The sequence below is a fragment of the Hallella absiana genome (assembly GCF_025457485.1).
Classification (GTDB): domain Bacteria; phylum Bacteroidota; class Bacteroidia; order Bacteroidales; family Bacteroidaceae; genus Prevotella; species Prevotella absiana.
In genome coordinates this window covers 1-21,573 of record NZ_JAMXSP010000008.1, presented here as the reverse complement: position 1 = coordinate 21,573, position 21,573 = coordinate 1, and the positions used below count along the sequence as shown (strand labels likewise).

The 21,573-nt window shown below is 51.6% G+C and carries 12 protein-coding genes; 11 read left to right on the top strand and 1 reads right to left on the bottom strand.

Annotated features, from left to right (window positions below; genetic code table 11):
• Positions 1–28 precede the first annotated feature (28 nt).
• Positions 29–2,851 (bottom strand): M16 family metallopeptidase, encoded by a 2,823-nt coding sequence (locus tag NG346_RS05605; RefSeq protein ID WP_262279533.1) that lies wholly within the window; start codon positions 2,849–2,851, stop codon positions 29–31.
• Positions 2,852–3,059: 208 nt separating this feature from the next.
• On the opposite strand from NG346_RS05605, the gene NG346_RS05600 reads away from it, so the two are divergent.
• The 11 genes from NG346_RS05600 to NG346_RS05550 all read left to right on the top strand — a co-directional run bounded on the left by NG346_RS05600 (position 3,060) and on the right by NG346_RS05550 (position 21,424).
• Positions 3,060–3,491, top strand: coding sequence for a Fur family transcriptional regulator (locus tag NG346_RS05600; RefSeq protein WP_262279534.1), 432 nt, complete (start codon positions 3,060–3,062; stop codon positions 3,489–3,491).
• On the top strand, positions 3,488–4,528 hold the full coding sequence (gene mutY, locus NG346_RS05595; protein WP_262279535.1) for an A/G-specific adenine glycosylase: 1,041 nt from the start codon (positions 3,488–3,490) through the stop codon (positions 4,526–4,528). The genes NG346_RS05600 and mutY overlap by 4 nt, the downstream gene beginning before the upstream one ends.
• Before the next feature lie 334 nt (positions 4,529–4,862).
• Positions 4,863–7,883: a SusC/RagA family TonB-linked outer membrane protein gene (locus NG346_RS05590; RefSeq protein WP_262279536.1), complete on the top strand. Its 3,021-nt coding sequence runs from the start codon at positions 4,863–4,865 to the stop codon at positions 7,881–7,883.
• Between the two features lie 14 nt (positions 7,884–7,897).
• Positions 7,898–9,565, top strand: a complete 1,668-nt coding sequence (locus NG346_RS05585) for a RagB/SusD family nutrient uptake outer membrane protein (RefSeq protein WP_262279537.1) — start codon at positions 7,898–7,900, stop codon at positions 9,563–9,565.
• A gap of 9 nt (positions 9,566–9,574) precedes the next feature.
• A complete protein-coding gene (locus tag NG346_RS05580; protein WP_262279538.1) occupies positions 9,575–10,555 on the top strand; it encodes a DUF4859 domain-containing protein in 981 nt (326 codons plus the stop codon).
• 18 nt (positions 10,556–10,573) lie between these two features.
• Positions 10,574–12,898 (top strand): DUF6055 domain-containing protein, encoded by a 2,325-nt coding sequence (locus NG346_RS05575; RefSeq protein ID WP_262279539.1) that lies wholly within the window; start codon positions 10,574–10,576, stop codon positions 12,896–12,898.
• Positions 12,899–12,922: 24 nt separating this feature from the next.
• The gene (locus NG346_RS05570) at positions 12,923–15,874 is read left to right on the top strand and encodes a beta-L-arabinofuranosidase domain-containing protein (protein ID WP_262279540.1); all 2,952 of its coding nucleotides are present in this window, start codon (positions 12,923–12,925) and stop codon (positions 15,872–15,874) included.
• A gap of 18 nt (positions 15,875–15,892) precedes the next feature.
• The gene (locus NG346_RS05565; protein ID WP_262279541.1) at positions 15,893–16,309 is read left to right on the top strand and encodes a hypothetical protein; all 417 of its coding nucleotides are present in this window, start codon (positions 15,893–15,895) and stop codon (positions 16,307–16,309) included.
• Positions 16,310–16,405: 96 nt separating this feature from the next.
• On the top strand, positions 16,406–20,404 hold the full coding sequence (locus tag NG346_RS05560) for a hybrid sensor histidine kinase/response regulator transcription factor (RefSeq protein ID WP_262279542.1): 3,999 nt from the start codon (positions 16,406–16,408) through the stop codon (positions 20,402–20,404).
• Positions 20,405–20,654: 250 nt separating this feature from the next.
• Positions 20,655–20,816 carry a hypothetical protein gene (locus NG346_RS05555; protein WP_262279543.1) on the top strand — a complete coding sequence of 54 codons (162 nt, stop codon included), beginning with the start codon at positions 20,655–20,657 and terminating at the stop codon, positions 20,814–20,816.
• A gap of 38 nt (positions 20,817–20,854) precedes the next feature.
• Entirely contained in the window at positions 20,855–21,424 is a 570-nt protein-coding gene (locus NG346_RS05550) for a GNAT family N-acetyltransferase (RefSeq protein WP_262288432.1), read from the top strand.
• Positions 21,425–21,573: the final 149 nt, after the last annotated feature.

Here is a 21,573-nt window from a genome sequence, read left to right as displayed (position 1 = left end):
GCTTGGAGCAGTTTGCGGTTGATGTGCTTTACTCTTTCGGCAGCATGACGATGCTGATCTTGTTGGCACCGGCGAGGAACTGCTTGACGAAAGCAGAGATGGTGGCAGGCGTCTGAGCCTCTACCGTCTTCTTGTAGTCGGTGTAGTTGTCCTGATGGAGCTTATAGTCATTGTAGACGACACCACCCCAGAAGCCATTGGTCTTGGCGTTGGTGTCGAACTGCTTGATCATCAGTTTCTGTACCTTAGAGAGCATCTCGGCATCGCACTTCTCGGCAAGGTCCTTCACAGCCTCGTCCATGATCTTCAGGGCGATCTCTTTCTTCTCAGGCTTCATCGGGCAGTAGCCCACGAGCTGTGCGATATGGTAGCCGTCGTCGGCAAGAACCTGTGCGCCCTGAGCGCCACAGCTGTAGGCAGCGCTGGCTTCCTCGCGGATCTGCTTGAGATAGACCATAGAGAGGATCTGTCCGGCGATGTCCATCTTCACGGAGTTGTCGAGCGAGTAGGGCAGCTTCTTGTTCATCCAGAACATGTAAGCTGTAGACTTCGGTGTCTCCATCTTGCGGTAGAACGTGTTGTTGACAGTCTTGTCGGTCACATCGCTCACGCGCTTGCTCTCTGGGTTTTTGGCCTTGGTAGCAGGCAGGGCACCGAGATACTGGCAGATGAGCGGACGGATGGTAGCCTCGTCGAAGTTACCGGTGATGAAGAATGTCCAGCCGTTGGCATTGGCTGTGCGCTCCTTAGCCATTTGCAGGATACGGTCGTAGTTGATGTCCTTCACGTCCTTGAGCAGCATAGGAGCCTGGCGCCAGTCGTGGTTGTAGAGCGTAGCGGTGACAGAGTCGCTGAGTGCTGTCTGCGGGTCGAGCTCGCGGTTCTTCAGTCCTACATTGTATTGCTGGATGAGATTGCCGTAGGAGTCGGGATCTTTCTTGATGTTGGTGAAATAGAGATAAGCCATCTGCAGCATGGTCTCCACATCCTTCGGTGTAGAGCTGCCGCTGATGTTCATGTGGCGGTCGCTCATGGTCAGGTCAGCATTGGCGATCTTGCCGGCGAGAGCCTTGCTCAGCTCTGTGCTGGAGAAGTCGCCCAAGCCGCTGATGCCGATGACCTCGTTGAAAGCCTGCAGGTTGGCAAAGTCGTTCTTACCGTAAACCGATGCGCCTTGTCCACCCTGTCCGCTAAGGGTGACCTGGTCCTTTTTGAAGTCAACCTTCTTCAGCACCACGGTGACACCGTTGGAGAGTGTAAGTACTTTGTAGTCGAACTTCTTGCTGGCTACCTCTTTCTTGATCTTGCCAGCCTTAGGCATGGTCTTGATGAGCGGCTCGTTCTTTACGTTGTCGACGTAAGCCTCAATCTTGGCGGTGCGTGCCTGGTGTACGGCATCGAGAAGTTGCTCGGCTGTAGGATAGACGGCACCGTCCTTCTCGTTGTTGAAGTTGATAATGACGAGGTTGGTGTCGCTCTTGCAGATCAGCTCAGGGAGCACCTGGTTGATAGCCTCCAAGGGGATGGCGGGCACGAGCTGCTTCATCATCGTGTAGGTGTAGTCGATGCTGGGCATAGGCTCGTTGTTGAGGAAGTAGCCCAGGCAAGCCTGATAGAAAGAAGAGTTGGTGCGCTTGTCCTTGTTGGAGTACATCTTGTCGAGACCGCTGAGGAAGTTGCTCTTATAGCGCTCGTACTCAGTCGGAGTGAAGCCAAACTCAGCAGCCTGACGTACGACGAGATAAGCAGCCTTCAGGGCGTCGGCGGTCTTGCTCATATCTTTTGGAGATGCGCTGATGTCGAAAGCATCCTTGGTCTTGGCAAAGATGTAGTTGCCGTCGCTGGCTTCAGCACTGACAAAGGGACAGTCGGCTTTCTGTGCAGCTTCGGTGAAGCGCTGGGCCAGCATACCGGTGACAGCCTGCTTGGCATAGTTCTGAATCAGATAGGGCAGCGTCTGCTTGAGGCTGTCGGGATAGACATCGTGCTTCATCATCAGGTCGACAGAAGACGTAGGATATTCCTTGTCCTTGTCGATGATGACGATAGGCTCAGCGTTGTCGGGCACGGGCTCGTCAACAAGTTTAGCCTCGTTGGCCGGGTTCTTGATGTCGCCGAAGAGCTTCTTGATCTGAGCCTCCGTGCGGTTGACGTCTACGTCGCCGACGATGATGAGTCCCTGATGATCGGGGTGATACCATTTATGATAGTAGTCGACCAGCTCTTTGCGCTTGAAGTTGTCGACGACAGACATCAGTCCGATAGGGTAGCGTACGCCATATTTCGATCCGGGGTAGAGCTTGGGCAGGTTACGCTCAAACATACGGCTGGAAGGAGAGGTGCGCAGACGCCACTCCTCATGGATGACACCACGCTCCTTGTCGATCTCGCTCTGCTCGAGTGACAGGCCGCACGACCAGTCGCGCAGGATGAGCAGGCAAGAGTCGAGCGTGCCCTGATGCTGTGTGGGCACGTTGTCGATATTGTACACCGTCTGGTCGATGCTGGTGTAGGCGTTGAGGTCTGCACCGAACTCGATGCCGTGGGCGCGGCACCACTCGATGAGGTCGTTGCCCTTGAAGTGGTCACTGCCGTTGAAAGCCATGTGCTCAAGGAAGTGTGCAAGTCCACGCTGGTCCTCGTTTTCCTCCAATGAGCCGACTTTCTGCGCGATGTAGAAGTTGGCGCGGTGCTCAGGCCAGTTGTTGTGGCGGATGTAGTAAGTCAATCCGTTGCTGAGCTTGCCGATCCTTACAGCTGTGTCCACGGGTACAGTCATGTCGGGCATCTGGGCCCAAGCCTGTGCGCCGACGAAGAGCAGCAAGGTGGCAATAACATTTCTAAGTTTCATAAAGAAATACTGTTAAGACAATAATAATAATGCAAAGATAGTGTGTTTTATGATGAACCGCAAGAAAAGTGCAATGATATCATAGCATTTTAATGTTTTTTATTTTGAGCGGAGCCATTTGTGTTACCGTCTTTTCCAAATAGAAAAGACGAAGAAATAAACAGTAAAACATTTGGCTGAGAGGCACAAAAGAACTACTTTTGCAGTTATGGATGAAAATACATGTATTCAGCTCTTGGAAGCCCACGGCATCAAGCCGACGAGCAACCGCATCCTTGTCGTGCGCGCCTTGGCTACCGAAGACGCCCCCTCGTCGATCAGTGACTTGGAGCGGGGGCTGCTCTCGGTGGACAAGAGCAGCATCTTCCGCTGCCTGATGCTGTTTCGAGAGCATCATCTGGTTCACTCGATGGAAGATGGTGACGGACAAGTGAAGTATGAGCTTTGTCATCGTCACGGCGACAGCGATGATGATCTGCACGTCCATTTCTATTGTAGGCAGTGCCATCGTATCTTCTGCATGGAAGACACGCCGGTGCCTCAGGTCGCCATTCCGGAAGGCTTCCGGATGGAGAGCATCAACTATATGATCAAGGGACTCTGTCCCGAGTGCGCACGTAAGAGAGGACAGCGCCTATGAGTCCTGCTGCTTTCTGTGCCACACTGTTGAGATGGTACGAGGCCAATGGCCGAGACCTGCCGTGGCGCCATACCCGTGATCCTTATGCTATCTGGCTCAGCGAAGTCATCCTGCAGCAGACACGCATCAGTCAGGGCACCGCCTATTGGCAGCGTTTCATGCAAGCCTGGCCTACTGTTGAGGCGCTTGCCGCGGCCACAGAGGATGAAGTGCTGAAGATGTGGCAAGGCTTAGGATACTATTCGCGTGCGCGTAATCTTCACACCGCAGCGCGGCAAATCGTCGCTTTGGGGCAGTTTCCTCGTACTTTAGAGGAGATCCGACGGCTCAAAGGCGTGGGCGACTACACGGCTGCCGCCATTGCTTCTTTGGCTTTTGGCGTCACAGCCGCTGCTGTCGACGGCAATGTCTATCGTGTGCTCTCCCGTCTCTATGCCATCGACACACCCATCAACACCACGGAGGGCAAGCATCTCTTCACCCGTTTGGCCGATGAACTGATCCATGCCGCACCGCAGACCGCACTGTCGCCTCAAGGGGATGAAGCCTGTGGCGCCAGCCTCTTCAACCAGGCAATGATGGACTTCGGAGCCACGCAGTGCACGCCACTGTCGCCCTCGTGCCTGCTCTGTCCCTTTGTTGAAGACTGTGAAGCGCACCGGCGGGGCATAGTCAATCAACTGCCCGTGAAGTTGAAGAAGACAAAGATCACCACCCGACACCTTATTTATATATATGTCCGCTGCCACGGCTACACCGCCATTCACCGTCGTGGCTCCGGCGACATCTGGCAAGGACTGTGGGAACCGCCGCTCTTCGAGGATACGCCCCTGCCGCAATGGTCCGGTCATCTCAAGCTGTTGGCTACGGGTGTGAAGCATGTTCTTACCCATCGCATCCTTTTAGCCGACTTCTATCTTCTCGATACCGACCAGCGTCCGCCGTTGCCCGATGACTACGTATGGGTGCCGGAATCCCGTCTTGCTGACTTTGCCGTGCCGAGGCTTGTGGAGAAACTCGTGGAAACTTATCTTTGAGCTGTCTGCTTATAAAATCGTCTAAAAGACACATCTTTAGTGCTTTTAGACGATTTTTCTATGTTCTTGGACGATATTTCCGAGCCTTTTACGCTTTTTTACTTTACTTTGCAAGTGGAAACAGAACAATGATGAATGTTGAATATTGAATGATGAATGTTGAATGTTGAATGATGAATGTTGAGCATGTCGGATGCTGATACATCGAAAACACGCTACTCATTCTACATTACTCATTATACATTATACATTATACATTATACACTATACACTATACACTATACATTATACACTATACATTACATTGATTATTATCAACCTAAATAGCACTATTATGAAGAAAGCAGAAAAACATCCGAGCCTCCTGCACAGTCGTGCACTCTATGGGGCAGCTACCTGCTTACTGTTGACGACTGGTATTGCAATGCCAGCCTTTGCCAGTCAGGAATCACCATCGGTTCCGTCGATTAATGCCACGCAGCAAAACACCGTTACCGTCAGGGGCAGTGTCAAAGACGCCAATGGTGAACCCATCATTGGCGCAAGCATCGTGGAGAAGGGAAACACGAGCAACGGCTCCGTTACGGATCTCAATGGCAACTACACCTTGCATGTTCGCCGTGGTGCCCGTCTGGTCGTGTCGTACATCGGCTTCCAATCGCAAGAGGTTCCTGCCAGCCAAAGCACGATCACGCTGCAGGAAGACAACAAGTCGCTCAACGAGGTGGTGGTCATCGGTTATGGCACACAGAAGAAAGGCGACATCACTTCTGCTATTACCAGCATCAAGAGCAAAGACTTCACACAGGGCAACATCAAGGATGCCGGTGACTTGATCAAAGGTAAGGTGGCCGGCCTGACGATTACCAACGGCAGTGGCGACCCGAGTGTCACATCAGCCATTCGTCTGCGTGGTGTGCTTTCTCTGAGTGGCAACAACACGCCATTGGTGCTTGTCGATGGCATCGAAGGTAGCCTGAGCACAGTGGCTCCTGAGGACATTGCTTCTATCGACGTGCTGAAGGATGCTTCCGCTGCTGCTATCTACGGTACCCGTGGCGCTGCCGGTGTCATCATCATTACGACAAAAAACGGACAGCGCAACTCCAAGACCACGGTCAACTACTCTGGTTATCTGACGCTCTCCGGCTTCTGCAATAAGCTCGACATGATGGACGGCAGTGACATACGTGCCGGTAAGACCGACTTCAAGGATAAAGGCTATGACACAGACTGGCTCGACGCTGTCACGCGCACGGCCTTTACGCATAACCACAACCTCGCTATCCGTGGCGGCAACAATACGACAACCTATAGCGCCGACTTCACTTACCGTAACCAGCAGGGTGTGTTTATCAATACCTATGGCGACGAAATGCACTTCACGGGTGACTTGGCTCATTGGTTCTTCGACGACAAGGTGAAGATCGCCTTCAATCTTGTCAAACACTGGCATAAGAACGGACCGGTGAATGCGGCAAGTACGCAGGTCTATCGCCAAGCCATCATGCGCAATCCCACTGAGCCGATCTACAATGCTGATGGCAGCTACTACGAGAATATGTCCATCAACTACTATATGAACCCGGTGGCTCTTCTCAAGGAGCATACGGGAGAGTATAAGACAGAGGATACGCGACTGACCGGCAACATCACAGTGGAGCCCATCAAAGGATGGAAGACCAATCTGATGATGAGCACCGACCGCTCCAATGCACACGACGAGGGCTATTACACATCGAAATACTACGATCAGGTCATCAACGGCCACACGGGGTATGCCTATCACAGCTACGCCTACGGCAAGACTGACAATTTGGAAGTGACTTCTACCTACAAGCACCAATGGGGCGAGCATCGCTTCGAGGCTCTGGCCGGATACAGCTATCAGTACGACGAGTATGAGGGCTTCAATGCCAACAATACCGATTTCATGAGTGACTTCTTTGAGTACAACAACCTTGGCATTGGTGAGTTCCTTAAGGAGGGCAAGGCTGGTATGGGCAGCTATAAAAATGATGACCATCTGGTGGGCTTCTTCGGACGTATCAGTTATGGCTTTGCCGACCGCTACAATGTGTTGCTGAGCATGCGCCGTGAGGGTAGTTCTAAGTTCGGTGCCAATCACAAATGGGGTAACTTCCCTTCGGCATCACTTGGCTGGACCATCAGCAACGAGAAGTTTATGAAACCTGTCAAATGGGTGAGCAACCTGCGTCTGCGTGCCGGCTTCGGTATGACGGGTGTCATACCACAAGATCCTTATCAGTCGTTGACACGTTGGAGTTTGGGCGATCCTTATTACTACGACAACGGAAAGTGGAAGCAGGGACTGAACATTGCCTCTAACCCCAACCCTGATCTGAAGTGGGAGAAGAGTACCGAGTATAATATCGGTCTCGACTGGGGCGTGCTCGATGACAGACTCTCGGGAACCATCGACTTCTATAACAAGCGCACCAGTGACATGCTGTGGTGGTATGACGTGCCGACACCACCGAATCTCTATAACCAGACACTTGCCAATGTTGGCAAGATGCGCAACATGGGTGTTGAGGTGACGGTGAACGCTACCCCTGTGCTGACCAAGGACTTCACTTGGAAGACAACGGTGACCATGGCCTACAACACCAGTAAACTACTGAGTCTGAGCAATGATCTCTATGAGACTGCCAATAAGCATGATGAGGCTCTTCTCGGAGAGCCTATTAACTTGTCCACTCAACGACTGGAAGTGGGCAAGGCTTTGGGACAGTGGTATGGTCTGAAAGCTACCGGTGTTTCAGAAAATGGCTTGTGGATGATTCAAAACAAGAAGACAGGTGAGAGCGAGGAATTTAAGGATGGCATGCTGACCGATGACACCTATCACCAGTATTTGGGCAATGCCATTCCGAAAGTCAACTTGGGTTGGAGCAATACCTTATCTTACAAGGGCTTTGACCTCTCCATGCAGTTCACCGGACAGTTTGACTATAAGATCCTCAACGAGGCCCGCGCTTACTATCAAAACAATGCTGTGGTCTACAACCGGTTGAAGAGTGCTGCTGAGCCTGTCATGGGTCATGTGCTCTCCGTGGCTCAGAAGCAGACGTTCACCAGTTACTTCCTTGAGAATGGCGATTATCTGAAGCTTTCAAACGTGACTTTGGGTTACAATGTTCCACTGAAAGCCAACAAATATTGCAGCAATATCTATGTCTACGTCTCTGGTACCAACCTCTTCACCATTACTGGCTACGACGGTCTCGACCCAGAGCTGTCGAATGGTGATCCTTTGAGTTCCGGCATCGACTGGCGTGACAAATACCCGACGATCCGCACCTTTACCTTTGGCGCTAAGTTTACCTTCTAAACACCTTTTGCATTATGAAAACAACGATCAACAAAATATTTACCGGAGTGTTACTGGGCTTCTGCGGCCTTGCTGCCGTCAGCTGCACCAACCTCGACGAGACACTCTACGATACGATCTCATCAGAACAGCACGAGATGAGCGATGAGGAGTTGCAGCATACCATCGCCCCTGTATATAGTAGCTTGCGTCATGTCTATTGGGATTGGTTTGGTATGTCCGACATCATGGATATGAGTTCCGATGTGTGGGGCGTTCCTTCACGCATTGGTATTGGCTGGGGTGATCTCTATGTCCCGATGCATAAGCACGACTTCAACTCTCAGATGGGTTTCTTCCAGGTCAATTGGGATACCAATTATGCAGGTGTCAACGCCTGCAATAAGATTTTGGCCAATGAGGCTATTGTGGGTGATAAGGGCATCAAGGCACAGGTGCGTGCGTATCGTGCGCTCTATTACTACAACCTCTTTGACCTTTATCGCAACATCCCCTTGGACACTACTTATGTGCACGAGGCTGGATGGACGCCCGAGCAGGAAGATCCACAGAAGACGTTCAACTGGATAGAGCGTGAATTGAAGGAAGTAGCTGACCAATGCCCCGACAAAGTGGAGATGGGAAAGATCAACAAGTGGGCAGCGCACATGATTCTGGCCAAACTCTATCTCAACCATAATGCATGGTTCAAGGACGACACAGACAAGAGTTGGTATCAGAAGAGTCTCGACGAGGTCAATAAAGTCATCGCTGGGCCCTTTAAGTTGGCTCCTACCTACAGCACTAACTTCATGGAGGACATCTCCAGCTCACCAGAGATTATCTTTGGCATTCCTTTGGAAAACAAGTATGCCGGTGGCAACTACATGGCGAATCTTTGGACACACAACGCCGGACGTGCCCGTTGGAACTTCTCTGGTTGGGCTACAGGCGGAGGCATTGTCTTCCCACAGTTCCTCGATATCTATGAGGAAGGCGACAAGCGCATGGACAACACATGGACGGGCGGACAGCAATATGCTATGGATGGAAGTCCGATCCTCGTTGACGGTGAGCCGCTGGTTTATACTAAGGAACTCCACAGCATCGACAATCCTGGTTGTTATCCCTTTGAGAGCTACCGCCTGATCAAATATGAGATCAAGAGCGGTGACTTCGGCACAAGTTACGACGACGTACCATATTATCGTCTGGCCGATGCTTACATGATGAAGGCAGAATGTCTCCTCCGCTTAGGCAAGGACGAGCAGACTGCTGCCGATCTCGTCTCGCAGGTGAGAGCACGCGATTTTGATGATCCGGCAAAGGCAAAGGTCACTGCGGACTATCTCAAGGGTGGCAGCAAATATGACTATGGTCATCGTGAGAACCAAGGCAAGATGGGAGAAGCCGACAAGTGGATCGTCACCAATGAGGGTGGTGCCGACATTGAGTTCGGTGGCTTGCTCGACGAGTATGCCCGTGAGTTTGTCTGTGAGGCTCACCGCCGCGACGAGCTGATTCGCTTCAATATCAAAGGCACCAACCAGAATGTCTATAACGGGAAATCGTGGTTCTGCAAAGATGCGGTGCTCGATCCCAATGACCGTCATTGCGACCTCTTCCCCATCCCGAAGAGCGCTATGGACGGCAACCCTAAACTCAAACAAAATCCCGGTTACGCAAGTTCAACCACTAAATAGTCTACGATTATGAAAAGACACCTATTATATATAGTATCGCTGCTCGCCCTCGTTACTTTTACGGCTTGCAGCACCGATCCTGAAGACGCTGTGAGCAAGCACGTCTATAGTGAGTCGGAGAGTCCTTATTTCAGAACAGACACAAGCGCCAACATTGCTGTCAACGCAGAGTTTCGCAAAGGGTATATTGTCGATAAGACGATACGGCTGAAAAACTATGCTGAGAAGATCCAGAGCCATCTCGGTATGACAGTCGACGACATGCTCGCTGGATTGGAGACGGGTAAGGTGGTGTTCTACAACATTGACGCGAACCGTGGCGTATGGAACAAGACACCGCAGAATGTCACTGATGGTTGGGGCTATAAGGCTGACGGACTTGTCTCCGATACCGTTCAGGTAGCTACCATCACGCTTGACAAGCAGTCGAAGAGCATCGTGCTCCACATGCCAGCAGATTCCAAAGCGGGTGTGTCGCTGGCGACCAATGTAGGCTTTGCCGTCAACAATGGACGTGACTACGACCGTTATGTCCGCTTCAACATCAGCATGGCCGTCAGTGATCCGAGTGTGATCATCAAGACGATTACGATTCCTACCGGTGACTACGCTTCTTATGAACTCTCGTTCTCCGACAAAGCTGTGGAGAAGGCCATTGAGGTTTGCTTTGGCATGACGGTGAAGGACTTCAACGAAGCTGTGCAGGATCCTGATGGCGACATCGCCATGTACATGATCGATGCCAGCGGCAAGCGTATTGAATCAAAGTATACTGCCAACGGCATCGGCTATTGGTGTGACAAGGATGGTAAGCCGCGTGGCTGGGGCGACGGTTGCATGTTCTTCGTAGAAACTCATGACGGTACCGTGGGCATCGGACGCTATCCTAAGATTGCTTCGGGAAGCACGTCCAAAGTTCATTTTGTCTATGCCAGCAAGACCGATGTCAGCAAGTTCATGGAGCTTGTCATTACGGCCAACTACGAGTAATTCAAAGTAGTATCTACTATGAGAAGATCATTGAAATCTATCGTTATGAGTGCTACCATGGCACTCTTGACCTTGCTTGTCCTTGCGGCATGCAGTAGTGATGACTTGGCGGTGGGCGACATCAGTGCAGCACCTGATCAACTGACCAAGGAAGTGGCTTGGGACGAGACAGAGGCTTCCATCACCTTCGCGGCCAATGCCGATTGGACAGCTACCGTGGAAGAGGTAGCCACAAGGGCTGCAACGTCCATATCTTGGCTCAAACTGACTGTGCCCAAAGGTGAGGCCGGTGACGTGACCATGCCGTTGTTGATGACCAAGAACGACAATGATACCTATCGCGAGGCTATTGTGACCTTGCACTGCGGTGAGAAGACGGTCAAGATCACAATCCATCAGAATGCCAATCCTGACGCTGTGCATGTGATGGATCCCGAAAAGATTGCCAATTACGATAAGTTCTATTGTCCCGGCAACTGGAACGAGGGCTTCGAGAAAGGTTCCGACTACATGCTGCGCAGTGATGCCCGCTGGTCGTGGTGGCGTATGAAGCAGAGTGAGCACTTCTTCGTGTTTTGGGAGCCGGGCTTCGGCGATAATCCCAATGCCGACTCTGTACCAAAAAATCTGCGTGTCGACGTAGACGACCTGCTGCAAAAGGCTGAGCAGTTCTACAAGACTAACGTAGAGAAACTCGGCATGGCCACAGTGGGACAAGGCAAGAGTGTTCTTGACCACTACAAGATGGAGATCTATCTGCTCTATCAGACCGAGTGGCTGGCTACCGGCTCAGGTTATGACGACAAAATCGGAGCTTTATGGGTGAACCCAAGTACGTGCAAGCCTGTGGGCTCGACTATTGGCCATGAGATTGGTCATAGCTTTCAATACCAAGTTTCTGCCGATAAGATCTTCAATGGCGAGGGCGAGAAAACCGACTATGGAGCCAATGTCGGGTTCCGTTATGGCTATGGCGAGAACGGCAAGGGCGGTTGTCCTTACTGGGAGCAGTGTGCACAGTGGCAGAGCTTCCAGGACTATCCTCAGGAGGCCTTTACCCAGGATGCCAATGTGCAGGTGTGGCTGAAAAACCATCATCGTAGCTTCTTGCATGAGTGGCAGCGCTATGCCAGCTATTGGTTCCAATACTATTTCACGCAGAAGCATGGCCTTGAGGCTTATGCCCGCATCTGGAGGGAAAGCAAGTTCCCCGAAGATCCGTTGCAGACTTATATGCGCCTCTATTGCGGCAACCGTCTCGACAATCTCTATAAAGACATGTTCAACTTTGCCCAGCGTTGCGCTGACTACGACTTCGACGCCGTACATCAATACAAGACTGAGGCTGCCGTCAACTACGGGACGAAACTTGTCAAGACAGGCAGTGGCGCTTCTTATCAGGTCGCTTATGAAAATTGTCCGGGTACGACAGGTTTTAATCTTGTCAAACTCAACGTGCCTGCAGCCGGTACAAAGGTGAGCATCAAGTTTGAAGGACTGACTCCGGGAGCGGCTCTCGCCAAGGGTGACAACGGTCAGATCGTTGACGGTGACGGCAAGGCTAAGGGTACCGCTACTCATTACAACACGCAAGCCAACCACAATGAGAACTTCCGCTATGGCTTTGTGGCAGTTGATAAGAGTGGAAAGAGCCATTATGGCGAGATGCATCAAGGCAAGAGCAGCACAGCCTCCTTTACGACACCGGCTGGTACTGAGCGCTTATACTTTGTGGTGCTTGGTGCTCCTGACACTTATAACCGTCAGGCATGGGACGACGATGAGACCAACGACGAACAGTGGCCCTACGCTTTCACGGTGAGCGGCACGGATGTCGATGATGCTTATGTCTCTGTCAATGTGGACGTAGATCCCGCTGCGAAGCCCAAGAACGTATCGCTCAATATCAAGACGGTGGGTACGACGAGCGCATCCTACGAGTTCAAGCACTACAATCTGGCTTATCTCGACAATGCTGCCATCTGTCATGCTTTCAGTCTGACGCCGGCCCAACTCGCTGAGCGCATCGTCAGTCAGGCCAAGGAACCGCAGGAAGGAAAGATAGTGTTCCGGCTCCATCAGCCCGACGGCACCTATAGCTACACCGACAACTGTGGCGGCGAGATTGTAGGCTTCTGGTGTGACGGTAACGGCAAGCAGCAGGACTGGGGTGAGAAGGCACGCACCTACACCAAGTTCCATTCACTCTATGATTGTGAAGTCGGCTTCATGCCGGGCACTCTCAAGAGTGGCGACAACTACAAAGAGGTGGTGGAGATGGTCTACCGCAAAGACGGCAAGGACTATATCGCTACACTGAATTTCAATTTCTCTGTTCAATAACCAATCTGTTCTTCTATTCCTGATATGAGTCATCACAGATATCCTTCTTTCTTGTTCACACTCGCTCTTGTCTTGCCGCTGTCTTTGCCAGTTGGCGGACAGGGCGTGGGTGGACATGCCTCAGCCTCCTTGTCAGTACCGAGGGCCATTCTCCGGGCAGAGCCCGTTCGTGTGTCTTGTCCAGTAGGCTTCGCTCCCACGTTGCCCAGTCGTGTTTGGGTCAGCTATACCGACGGTAGCGGACAATGGCGACAAGTGCGCTGGACCAATGCCGCACAAGGCGACGAGGCTGCTGAGGCTGACAGTCTCAGGCATCCAGTGGGCTCGCAATACGAGGTGGTAGGGTATGTCGTGGGTGACGAGACCACGGCAAGCGGTTATCCTGTGAAGGCTGTCGTGAGCGTCGTCAGGCAGAAAAGCGTGAAGCCGCAGGCAAGGGCCAATGGCTTTCTCCTGTCCGATGTCACCATCAACGGCAACAACCGGCTGACTCACAACCGCGATGAGGCTTTGCGTGCTATCTGTTCCTGGGACGTGATGCAGCAACTCTACAACTATCGCGACACCTACGGCCTGTCCACAGAGGGCTATCGGCGTTCCGACGGATGGGATTCTCCTGATACCAAACTCAAGGGACATGGCTCGGGACACTATATGTCTGCCATTGCTCAGGCCTACGCTGTGACGAAAGATCCAAAACAAAAGGCGATCCTTCGGCGAAATATCACGCGTATGGTCAATGAGCTTCGTGCTTGTCAGGAAAAGACGTTTGTGTGGAATGATTCCTTAGGACGCTATTGGGAGGCACGCGACCTGGCCCCTGAAAGCGAATTGAAGGATATGAAGGGCACGTGGGCGGCTTTTGACGTGTACAAGCAACATCCCGAGAAATATGGCTATGGCTATCTCAACGCCATCCCTGCCCAGCACTGCTTGCTCATCGAGAAGTACAGTCCCTACAACAACAGCGACGGTGTGTGGGCGCCTTACTATTCCATTCATAAGCAGTTGGCCGGACTCATCGACATCGCTACCTATTTCGACGACAAGACGATTGCTGCCAAGGCACTGCTCATCGCCAAGGACATGGGACTGTGGGTGTGGAACCGTCTTCACTACCGCACCTATGTCAAGGAAGATGGTACGCAGGCTGAGCGACGCGCTCACCCTGGCAACCGCTATGAGATGTGGGATATGTATATCGCCGGTGAGGTAGGGGGCATGCAGGAGAGTCTGTCCCGTCTCTCGGAAATGGTTAGCAGCAAGGACGACAAGGCTAAGCTGTTGGAGGCAGCACGCTGTTTCGACGCACCAAAGTTCTATGACCCGCTGTCAAGGAATATCGATGACATACGCATGCGTCATGCCAATCAGCACATACCGATGATCATCGGTGCCCTGCGACTTTATCAGGACAGCCAAAGAATCAACTACTATCATATCGCCGACAATTTCTGGAATCTCCTCCAGGGACGCTATGTCTACGCCACTGGTGGTGTGGGCAATGGTGAGATGTTCCGTCAGCCTTACAGCCAAGTGCTCTCGATGGCTACCAATGGGTGGGATGCGCAGACACGACAGGCCAATCCTGACCTCAACGAGACGTGCTGTTCCTACAATCTGCTCAAGCTCACGCAGGAACTCTATCGTTTCCATCCTAACGATGCAAGGTATATGGACTATTACGAGCGGACGCTGTATAACCATATTGTCGGCTCGCTGAATCCTGAGCGCTACCAGACGACCTATCAGTATGCGGTGGGTCTCAATGCCACCAAGCCTTTTGACAACGAAACGCCTCAGTCGACTTGCTGCGGAGGCACGGGCTCTGAGAACCATACCAAGTACCAGTCTGCAACCTACTTCTCTTCTGCCGATACGTTGTGGGTCTGTCAGTATATGCCGACAACATTGCAATGGCGCAAGAAGGGCGTCGTCATCCGACAGCTTTGTCAGTGGCCTGCACAACGGTCAACGATAGAGGTGGTGAGTGGTAAGGCTTCTTTTACTATGAAGTTGCGTGTTCCCGGTTGGGCAACTTCGGGCTTTGCTGTGAAGGTCAACGGCCGTATGGTGCAGCAACATTTCCGTCCTTGTAGCTTTGTGGAGCTTGACAAGAGACACTGGAAAAGGGGCGATCGTGTAGAGATTGTGATGCCTTATACCAAATATATAGAATATGGTGTAGACAAGTTGCCGGGCGATATCGCTTCTGCCGACAGTTCGGCACACGGCTCTTGGACGGGTGTAGTGATGTACGGACCATTGGCTATGACAGGCACGGGAGTGACTGATTGGAAAGAGGCCACGTTGAATCTGGATACTCGTCTTGACAGCATTGTCGTCAACAACCGATCGCTTGCCACAACAGCCTATGATCAGGCTGTTCCGTCGCTGTGTGTCGACGGGAAAATGTTCTTGCCTGACTATTATCGTAATGCAGCGTCCACACACTATTATCGCATTCATCTGACGGATGTTGCCGCGGCTGATGCTGTGGACCGTCAGCCGCTTCCTGCCCAGTGGGACGAGTTGTCGTCGTTGCTCGCCATTGCTGACGACCGTCAACGGTCTCAGGAGGCTTGGAAGGCGATGGACAGAAAAGTACCAGAGTATGCTCCTTGGGCACCATATGGCTATGAGCGACTGCAAGCGGCTGTCAGCAAGGCGCAGGACATTATGGAGCACAAAGCACAGATCCGTGGACGTGAGCTTGAGGAGACTATTGCTACTCTGAACAAAGCCGTCAACACGATGCGGCCAGGCAACTTGGCTGAGACAGAAGAACTTGCTCCCCTCAATCAGTTGATGGAAAAGGTTAGAACAAGTGCAAAGTCCGATGCTCCGGAAACTAAGGAAGCACTGAACTATGCGGAGCGAGTGGTCAGATATGTCACTGATGGCAGTGGCACATCAGACATGATTGCCTCCGCAATGACTAAATTGAAGAAAGTATTATTACTCTGTAAAGATTAACTTAAAAAAGAAAAAGCTGTGAAACAGTTATTGAATTTTCTCTTGCTGAGTCTCTTGGTATTCACAAGCCTTTGTGCTTGTAAGGATTCAGATGACAGCGATTGGTTGGTTTCCTATCCAAGACAAGAGGAGATAGTGCCCATCACGTTCGCTGACGAAACCGGTATGTTGTACTTTGATGAAACCGTGAAGCGGTGGTGCTTCCGCTTTGTTGACCAGAAAGTATACCAACGGACATTTGGTGAGGAACAAGGTCCTATAGTTATCGTTGATAACATTAGCAACGCTATCATTGATCTTGCAGGACCTGCTAAGGTTACGGGCACAATGAGTGTTTACCAATATCTAACAGCTAAGGCTATGGTGAAGTTTGGAGTGACCTATGTTGTCTATAAAATGAATGTAGACAAGATAGAGAGCATTCAAGAGTTTTGATTTGCTTATATATATAAGGGCAGTAAACGCTTGCTGCCCTTTTGTAGTTTCCTCTTTTTTGTGTACCTTTGTGCTATCCAAGACCTATCTATATACATGATGAGAACAATCTTTGGGAGAATGATGAGGATTGTCGTGGCATTGCTTGGCTGGGCAGTGACAGGCAATGCAGCAGAAGCGTTGGCTGGCATGATGACGGTTCCGGGCAGTGCTGTGGCTACGCTGGGATTGCCCTATCGCAGTCTGACGATGGAGGAAGGATTGCGGTCCAACACCGTGCGCGCTCTTTTGCAGGACCGTGACGGCTTCATCTTCATGGGCACCGACAATGGACTGTGTCGCTACGACGGCCATGCAGTTACCTATTATTATAATCCCCTGCGCAGCTCCGACCCCTTTGTCTCTACCCTTCACGCATATGGCAATGGGTTGCTGGTGGGAACAAGCAGCGGACTGTGCTATTTCGATAGCCGTACCGAGCAGTTCTCTTCCTTTCTTTCCCGCATCAAGACGACGGTAAACCAAGTCGTAGACGACCGCGACGGTAACTTCTGGATCTGTACACAACGGCAGGGCGTATTCCGTTATAACAAGCAGACGCATGACCTTCGGCAATATTCTTTCCCACAAAACAGCGGCGACATCCGTGCTCTCTGCATTGGCATCGACAATCAGGTGTGGGCCTATACCACCAAGGGACATCCCTGGCTCTATCGGCTCAACAAAGCGAGCCAACGGTTTGAGCCAGTAGGGACAAAAGGCGCATCGGTTGATGGCGGAGGCATGAGTATGCTGCAAGACGGCGACGGCACGCTGTGGCTGGGCTCATGGTCTCATGGACTGTTTTGTATGGACATCGATGGATCGTTGAAGCAGATCATCAATCCTACACTGACGGGTGTGGGACAACACATCCACTCCTTATTATATATAGCCCCCCATACTCTGCTCATCGGCTGTGATGATGGACTGATCCGCTACGATATCCTCACGAAAAGATGGATCCGCTATCCTGAAAGTGCAAGCAACAGCAATGTATCGAATGACGACCGCTTTGTCTATGCCATCATCCGCGACCGTGAAGGCGGACAGTGGTATGGCACATTCTATGGTGGCGTGAAATATATCTCGCCCGTCAGTCATCGCTTCACCAGCTTTTCGGCTTCGGTAGGTCAGCGCGGCAACGTGGTGGGACGGTTCTGTGAAGACGGCATGGGGCACGTGTGGATAGGCAGTGACGACGGCGGCCTTTCTTGTTATTCGCTCAGCCATCATGCCATGGAGTCCTTTCCAGCCCAGCAGCGTCTGTCCACGCTCAACGTCCATGCACTGTGGGCGGAGGGCAATGCCTTGTGGATCGGAACCTATAGCGACGGCATCCTGCGTATGGACATCCCCAGCGGCAACGTCACGGCAATGGGTGGTGAGGGCGAGCACGCCGTGAAGAGTTGCTATGCGCTGATGCGCGACTCACGGCACCGGTTGTGGGCAGGAACGATGGAGGACATACGGGCCTATGACGATAAAGCCCGTCAGTTCCGTCCTATATGCCATACGGGAGTGCTGACACTGGACATCGACGAGGATCGCAAAGGCAATCTTTGGTTCTCCACGCAAGGAGCAGGCCTCTATCGGCTGGACGCCCGCACGGGTCGTTTCCACCACTATATGCCCTCCCGGACAGAAGGCTCGCTGCCTTCGTCGCAGGTAAACAACATCGACATCGATGAGCGGGGACAGCTGTGGATCGCCACAAGTGACGGACTCTGCTACTATGACGCACGCCACGACCGCTTTCACCGGGTGGACATTGCCGTGCCTACTCAGGAGATAAACAGTGTGGTTTGTGATGACTATACGCTTTGGCTTGGTACCACGCTGGGACTGGTGCGCTATATCCCCGGCGAGCCCACACGTATCTTCAACCGCTACGATGGCTTGGCCAGCAATCAGTTCCAGTCCAATGCTGCCTTGAAAACCTCTGACGGCAGTCTGTTCTTCGGCACCGTGAAAGGCTTCAGCACCTTCTCGTCCTATACGATACAGCTCAACCGCATGGCACCCCGTGTAGTCATCACAGCATTGTCGGTTCTCAACCAGCCACAGCGCGTCGGATCGAAACTGCTGCCTGAGGCTTTGGACGACATCCGGAAGTTGGACTTAGGCTACAAGGACAATATGTTCACACTGACCTTTTCGGCACTGAGCTATTGCGCGCCGGAAAAGAATCGCTTTGCCTACCGTCTTGACGGCTTTGACAACAGATGGATCGAGGCGGGCAACCGCCATACCGCCACCTATACCAATCTGCCCGCAGGGACTTATACGTTCCGTGTCAAAGCGACCAACAACGACGGCATCTGGAGCCGTGAGGAAGCGCGACTGGTTATCGTGGTGCATCCGCCATTTTGGTGGTCGCTGCCTGCCAAGCTGTTTTATCTGGCTGTGCTGCTACTCCTTATTTATTATTACACTCAACTCAGATTGCGCCGTGCCGAGCGTCGTCACCAGCGCGAGATGCAGCGGCTCAGCGAACAGAAGGCCGCCGAGGTGCGTGAGTCGCGCTTGCGCTTCTTCACGATGATCGCCCACGAGATACGCACGCCGGTCACGCTGATCATCGGACCCTTGGAGAAACTGATGCAGAAAAAGGAGGCGAGGGCGTCGGACGACTTGAATATCATCGACCGCAATGCCCACCGGCTCTTGGAACTCGTCAATCAGCTGCTCGACTTCAACAAGGTGGAGCATGGCTTCGAACTTCACTTCGAGCGTCAGTCCATTGCGGCTATCATGCATGCTGTGGCTGAGCGTTTCCGTCCCTCCATGGAGCAACGGGGCATTGCTCTCGACGTGACTTATCCGCCACAGGATTTTCTTGCCGTCGTAGACGCGGAGGGACTGACCAAGATCATCAGTAACCTGATGACCAACGCCACGAAGTACACCCGTGACCGCGTTGCTCTCTGCTGCCATGTCGATGCGGCTGCCGGCTGCTACACGATCAGCGTGGAGGACAACGGCATGGGTATCAGCCAAGAGAACCGTGAGAAGATCTTCCGTCCTTTCTTCCAGGCCAAGGACAACAAGCCGGGCACGGGCATCGGCCTCTCCATTGTGCACAACCTTGTGGAGGCGCACGATGGTGAGATCAAGGTAGAGTCGGAGCCCGGACGAGGCACACGCATGATTGTGAAACTGCCCGTCACGCCTTTGCCGGCGATGACTGGTCTCACGGAGAAGACGGTCAAAGCTGTGAAAGCCGACGGCGAGGCGAAAGAGACAAAAGCGGGAACTGCTGCTGATGAGAAGACGGTGGTTGAGGCGAAGAATCAGAAAGAAGAGTGTGCACAGCAAGAGACGGTGCTCATCGTGGAGGACGATCCTGACATGAGCCACTATATCGCGAAGAACTTCCAACCTCATTATCAGGTGCTGACGGCCGGCAACGGACGTGAGGCGCTCGACGTCTTGTCAACACATGTCGTGACGTTGATAGTCAGTGACTGGATGATGCCGGAGATGGACGGAGCGTCGCTGTGCCGCAGCGTAAGAAGTGATGCCCGTACGAGTCATATCCCCTTCATCATGCTCACGGCCAAGACCGATGATGCCAGCAAGACGGAGAGCATGGACTGTGGCGCCGACGCTTTCATCGAAAAGCCTTTCTCCATGCAGTATCTCGAAGCTTGCATCCGCAACATGATTGCCATGCGTCGCCGGCTGATGCAGCGTTTTGCCGCCACGCCCACTGAGCCGGTACCAGAGTTGGCCAAGGCACCGATGGACAACGCGCTGTTGCGACAAATGAATGAGATCATAGAGGAGAACATCGACAATCCTGACTTCAACGTGCAGATGTTGGCCGAGCGACTCAACATCAGTCGTTCGGGGCTTTTTGCCAAGGTGAAGGCGATCACCGACATCACACCCAACGAGATGATTCAGATCGTCCGTCTGCGCAAGGCTGCCCGTCTGCTCAAGACCAAACAGTACCGTGTCTCAGAGGTTGCCTATCAGGTGGGCTTCAACAATCCGTCTTATTTCTCAAAGTGCTTCCAAAAGCAGTTTGGAATGAAGCCGGGGGAATATTAGAGAGCCTCACCAGCCTCACCCCCAACCCCTCTCCAAGGGGAGAGGGGGGGTGATATGCTGCAAGGGACGAAAAGTAGGGCTTACCCTACAAGTCCAAAGATAAGCAAAGATAAGGAACGTATGTCTCTGGACAATTCGCTCACAAAGATATAACAATTAAACTGCATCCCATGAAAAATAAAATAGGGAAATGCTTGCCTGTTTCAAGATAAAAACTTATTTTTGCATTAAAAACAAAGAGGAGGTAACTATGGCATTAGAAATCAAAGCAATTCCAACCCTTCATGGTGAAGCCGCTGAAAGATTTATAAAATTGGCTGAAGCTTCGCCCGAAGAGCGTAGCAAACGAAGAAAAATCAAAATCGACATCAGTGTTGTGGATAAGGTCTTGCGTAAGGCAGGATTGGTATAGAAATGACATCTATGAGTTGGTTGTTTAATCATTGTACAATGATAGAGCTCTCTGAGGATATTGTTTCTCGGGGAGTGTCTTTTTCTTGTGGTAATTCAGACTTAGATGAATTTTTTCTCAGAGATGCTCCTTTGTATCGCAAGCAACTTTTAGGTAAGACTTATTGTTTTCATTTAGATGAAAGCCCTCAAGAAATAGTTTGTGCTTTCACACTAGCTAATGACAGCATTCGAGTAGATATGCTGCCCAATAGCCGTGCGAAAAAGGTAGAGAAAAAGATACCTCATGCCAAATCACTTCGGCGTTACCCTGCGTTACTAATAGGCAGACTTGGAGTAAATAAAAAATATCAAGACAAAGGGATTGGCTCTGATTTATTGTTGTTCATCAGCTCTTGGTTTGTTAAAGATGATAATAAGTCCGGTTGTAGGTTCCTAATAGTTGATGCGTATAATAATCCTAAAACGCTCAACTTCTATGAGCGTAACGGCTTTTTATATCTGTTCTCATCAGAAACTCAAGAGGCAGAGAATTCTGGATTACCCTATGATACAAAATTAAATACAAGAATAATGTTCTATGATCTCTTAGATTCTGTAAGCCAATAAAGGTTGTTGTCTTGATGAGATAGAAAAAAGGCCCAAGGGGGATTGTCCGTGGCGGACGGATGCCGCTGCCTAACCAAAGAACTTGATATGATAGCGTGCTAAAACTATTTTTTTTGCTTACCTTTGCGGTCATGGAACAAGAAAAGATA

What these genes read in the sequence shown, in the direction of transcription:
- NG346_RS05605 (WP_262279533.1), bottom strand. Translation starts at nt 2,851, where the DNA reads ATGAAACTTAGAAATGTTATTGCCACCTTGCTGCTCTTCGTCGGCGCA.
- NG346_RS05600 (WP_262279534.1), top strand. Translation starts at nt 3,060, where the DNA reads ATGGATGAAAATACATGTATTCAGCTCTTGGAAGCCCACGGCATCAAG.
- mutY (WP_262279535.1), top strand. Translation starts at nt 3,488, where the DNA reads ATGAGTCCTGCTGCTTTCTGTGCCACACTGTTGAGATGGTACGAGGCC.
- NG346_RS05590 (WP_262279536.1), top strand. Translation starts at nt 4,863, where the DNA reads ATGAAGAAAGCAGAAAAACATCCGAGCCTCCTGCACAGTCGTGCACTC.
- NG346_RS05585 (WP_262279537.1), top strand. Translation starts at nt 7,898, where the DNA reads ATGAAAACAACGATCAACAAAATATTTACCGGAGTGTTACTGGGCTTC.
- NG346_RS05580 (WP_262279538.1), top strand. Translation starts at nt 9,575, where the DNA reads ATGAAAAGACACCTATTATATATAGTATCGCTGCTCGCCCTCGTTACT.
- NG346_RS05575 (WP_262279539.1), top strand. Translation starts at nt 10,574, where the DNA reads ATGAGAAGATCATTGAAATCTATCGTTATGAGTGCTACCATGGCACTC.
- NG346_RS05570 (WP_262279540.1), top strand. Translation starts at nt 12,923, where the DNA reads ATGAGTCATCACAGATATCCTTCTTTCTTGTTCACACTCGCTCTTGTC.
- NG346_RS05560 (WP_262279542.1), top strand. Translation starts at nt 16,406, where the DNA reads ATGATGAGAACAATCTTTGGGAGAATGATGAGGATTGTCGTGGCATTG.
- NG346_RS05555 (WP_262279543.1), top strand. Translation starts at nt 20,655, where the DNA reads ATGGCATTAGAAATCAAAGCAATTCCAACCCTTCATGGTGAAGCCGCT.
- NG346_RS05550 (WP_262288432.1), top strand. Translation starts at nt 20,855, where the DNA reads ATGATAGAGCTCTCTGAGGATATTGTTTCTCGGGGAGTGTCTTTTTCT.